Here is a 3,793-nt window from a genome sequence, read left to right on the forward strand (position 1 = left end):
GATTTCTTTCGAGTGCGTGGCGCGGCATATGAACTTCACCCGCGCCGCCGCGGAGATGGAGGTGTCGCCAACCGCGATATCGCGCGCGGTCAAGCAGCTGGAGGCGTCGCTCGGCATCCGGCTGTTCAACCGGACAACGCGCAGCGTCGGCCTCACCGAGGCGGGTGTTCAGCTGCTGGCCGCGATCGCGCCGGCTCTCGACCAGATCCGCCGCTCCGTGCAGGAGGTGGGTGATGTGTCCGGACGGCCCCACGGCCTGCTGAGGATCAATACCTCGTACGTCGCCTACTCGGCGCTGTTCCAGCCGCACCTTCAGAAGTTCCTGCGCCGCTTCCCTGACATCACACTGGAGATGACCGTGGACAACGGTCTCAGCGACATCGTCGCCGGGGGCTTCGACGCCGGGATACGGCTTGGCCACGCACTGCAGAAGGACATGATCGGCGTGCCTGTCGGACCACTTCAGCGGCTGGTCGTCGCGGGGTCGCCGGCCTACCTCAAGGCGCATGGGAAGCCGACCAAGCCTGAGGACCTGCTGCAGCACGACTGCATCCGCCAGCGCATCGGCAATCGAAGCCAGTTCCTCGCGTGGAGCTTCCTGGAAGACAGCAAGGCCTTCACGATTGAGGTGCAGGGGCGCCTCGTATTCAGTKAGATGCGATGCACATTGGAGGCTGCGTGCTGCGGCAACGGCCTGGCCATCGTGTTCGAACAATTCGCCACGCCAGAGCTGCAGGCCGGCAAGCTGGTGCCTCTGCTCGAGCGGTACACGAAGCCCGCTGAGGCGTTCTACCTGTACTACCCCAACCGGGCGCAGATGCCAGGAAAGCTCCGCGCGCTGATCCAGTTCATGCAGGCGGTGAACTGGTCAGAGCCGCCTTGAGCCCCCTGGACATTTCACGTCCGGCGAGGATGCTTGCCGCGGCAGGCGAGTGAACGCCGAGTGACAGCAGCGGCATGCGCTGCATTCGGCCGCCGCGGTGCCGTGGCGCTGACGGAACTCGCCGGCTGCGGTTGTGGGATGCGTGATGCAGAGAATCAGGCAGGAATGCGGCAGGAACGGATGTGCGCAGCGCGGCCTCGATGCCTATCGTAGCAACGCTTGATTCACTTCCATCCGTTCTATGAGCATCATCCTTGTCACCGGCGGCAGCCGGGGTATCGGCGCCAGCGCTGCCGTCGAGTGCGCGAAACGTGGTGAGGGTGTCATCCTGACCTACAGGTCGGATGCCAACCGGCATCGCGCTTCCGTCACGCTCAACGTGCCTGAGACAGCACGAAGTGCGTGAGCAGGCCGACTGGYCTGCCGGTTGCGCCCTTGGCGCGGCCGCCGCTCTGCCAGGCCGTACCCGCAATGTCCAGGTGGCCCCAGGGGTAGTTGCCGACGAAGCGTTGTAGGAACTTTGCGGCCGTGACCGAACCCGCCTTGCCGCCGATGTTGCCGACGTCGGCAAAGGTAGATTTGAGGTCTTCGCCGTACTCGTCGTCCAGGGGCATGCGCCAGCAGGGATCCATGGCGACTTCGCCGGCAGCACTGAGCGCTGCCGCGAGTTCGTCATTGGTGGCGTACATGCCTGAGCGCAGCGCGCCCAAGGCGACGACGCATGAGCCGGTCAGCGTCGCCACGTCGACGACTGCCGCAGGCTTGAATCTCTCGGCATAGGTCAAAGCGTCGCACAAGATCAGTCGACCTTCTGCATCCGTGTTCAGAATTTCGATGGTTTGGCCCGACATCGAAGTGACGACGTCACCGGGCTTGACCGCCCGCCCGCTTGGCATGTTCTCGCAGGCGGCTATGAGCACCACCAGGTTGATCCTTGGCTTAAGCTCGACCACGGCGCGCAGCGTGCCGAGTACGGCAGCGGCTCCGCCCATGTCGAACTTCATCTCTTCCATGCCAGCGCCGGGCTTGAGAGAGATGCCGCCCGAGTCGAACGTGATGCCCTTGCCGATCAAGACAAGCGGCGCTTGGCTCTTGGGAGCGCCTTCGTACTTCGCCACGATGAAGCGCGGCGGAGTATCTGATCCCTTGGCTACCGCCAAGAATGACCCCATGCCGAGTCTTTCAATCCCCTGTTCGTCGAGCACCTCGACCTTGAGGCCGTGCTTGCGCGCCAACGACTTGGCTTGGTCGGCCAAGTAGGCAGGCGTGGCCACATTCGCCGGAAGGTTGGCGCATTCGCGTGCCAGGCTAACGCCGGCACCAATCGCCTCCCCTCGGAGCAGCCCCCCCTTGGCTGCCCTGGCAGACGGCGCATTTCCCTTTTCCGTCAGCAGCGTCAACCGGGCCAGCTTGTAGGCAGCGCTCGCGCTGGGTTTTGTCGCGCTGTACACATACGTTGCTTCCAGTGTCGCAAGCACCGTCTGCTCAGCCAACTGCTCCGCGACTTCATCGCCGAATCCAAGGTACATCACGGACATGGCCGTGGCGCCGCTTCCCTTGAGCTGAGCAAGCGCAGCGGACAGCGCGCGCCGAGCGGCCTTCGAGCTGGCCGTTCCGCTGGCAGCAATCAAGAGCCGACGGGTCTGCACGCCTGCCGTGGCTATCAGCAAGAGTGTCTTGCCTGCCTGGAACTCAAAGTCACCCATGCGCACGCCATCTGAGATCAGCGAGCGCAGCTTGCCGTCCAGGCTGTCGGCGACAGCCTCTCCGGCGATCACGAGGATCAGAGCGTCCGTCTTGTGTGCAGCAAGTGCTCCGAGCGGCGCGGAGGCAGTGGAAAAGATCATGGGCGAGCGGGAAGGAAGGTTGGGGAGGCAGTACTTGGACCATCGAGGCTGCGTGGCCAAGCAGGAACGGGTGCAGCTTTGGTCGCCTTGGCGCGACAGCGCACCTCGGGCTGGCTGGGTATTCTGGGAACGGACCTCTAGAACCCGGGTGCCGCCTTCTGAGCGGATGAGGCGTCCGTGGGAACGGCGTTGCTCACGCCCTGCTGTTCGAGGAATCTGATTTCATCGCTCGCGCCGACGTGGGCAACGGGCAGGAGAGGGCGGCCATCCAGATGGGCGCTGTGTGATTGAGGGCCGTAACCAGCGTCGGGTCCGTCACGGAGCGCTGGCAACCGACCACTCAATGCACGAAGCTGCCGCAGCCTCAGTCATCTTCGAGACCTAGTGCGCCGCAACGACAACGAAGAGGGGAGGCTTTCGCCTCCCCGGCAGATCACTGCAGCGAGTTCTCTACGATGACGGCCGTGTTGCCATCCGTCTCTCCCGGCGCCGGCGCTTCGAAGCGCCCCCCAAGGTACTTGGCCAGGAATTGCTCCGTGACCGTGTTGAAGTAGATGTTGTTGGCTGGACGATGGAAACCATGCCCCTCATCCGGGAAAAGCACGTAGGTGACCGGGATGCCGTTGGCCTTCATGGCAGCCACCATCTGGTCGCTCTCGGCCTGTTTCACGCGGGGATCGTTCGCACCTTGGCCGACCAGCAGCGGCTTCTTGATGCGCGACGCACGGTGCACCGGAGACCGCTCCTTCTGCAAGGCCAGCCCCTCCGGCGTAGACGCGTCGCCGATCATCTGGAAGAACTGAACCTTCGCTGCCTCCCAATAGGGCGGGATCGAGGCAGCAAGCGTCTCAAGGCTTGACGGGCCGACGATGTCGACGCCACATGCGTACAGATCCGGGTTGGCCGTCATGCTCCAGAGCGTCGCGTAGCCGCCGTAGCTGCCACCCATGATGCAGATGCGCGCTGGATCGGCGATGCCACGGTCGACAGCCCAGCGCACGGCGTCGACCAGGTCGTCATCCATCCTGCCGCCCCATTCACCATCGCCGGCACGGATGTACGC

Annotated in this window: 4 protein-coding genes; 2 read left to right on the forward strand and 2 right to left on the reverse strand. The window is 64.2% G+C overall.

Going from position 1 to position 3,793, the window contains the following annotated elements; all coding sequences use genetic code 11:
* Both ACXJKR_RS26755 and ACXJKR_RS26760 read left to right on the forward strand, forming a co-directional pair.
* Positions 1-883: LysR family transcriptional regulator (locus ACXJKR_RS26755; RefSeq protein WP_457325400.1), on the forward strand; the 883-nt coding region annotated here is incomplete at its 5' end.
* 241 nt (positions 884-1,124) lie between these two features.
* Positions 1,125-1,289 carry an SDR family NAD(P)-dependent oxidoreductase gene (locus ACXJKR_RS26760; protein ID WP_457325401.1) on the forward strand — a complete coding sequence of 55 codons (165 nt, stop codon included), beginning with the start codon at positions 1,125-1,127 and terminating at the stop codon, positions 1,287-1,289.
* On the opposite strand, the gene ACXJKR_RS26765 is transcribed toward ACXJKR_RS26760, so the two are convergent.
* Both ACXJKR_RS26765 and ACXJKR_RS26770 read right to left on the reverse strand, forming a co-directional pair.
* A complete protein-coding gene (locus ACXJKR_RS26765) occupies positions 1,258-2,730 on the reverse strand; it encodes a leucyl aminopeptidase (protein ID WP_457325402.1) in 1,473 nt (490 codons plus the stop codon). The genes ACXJKR_RS26760 and ACXJKR_RS26765 overlap by 32 nt on opposite strands.
* Before the next feature lie 433 nt (positions 2,731-3,163).
* On the reverse strand, positions 3,164-3,793 hold a 630-nt coding region (locus ACXJKR_RS26770), incomplete at its 5' end, for an alpha/beta hydrolase family protein (protein ID WP_457325403.1).

The organism is Roseateles sp. P5_E11, from assembly GCF_054049355.1.

Coding starts and splice junctions, on each gene's coding strand:
- ACXJKR_RS26760 (WP_457325401.1), top strand. CDS start 1,125: ATGAGCATCATCCTTGTCACCGGCGGCAGCCGGGGTATCGGCGCCAGC.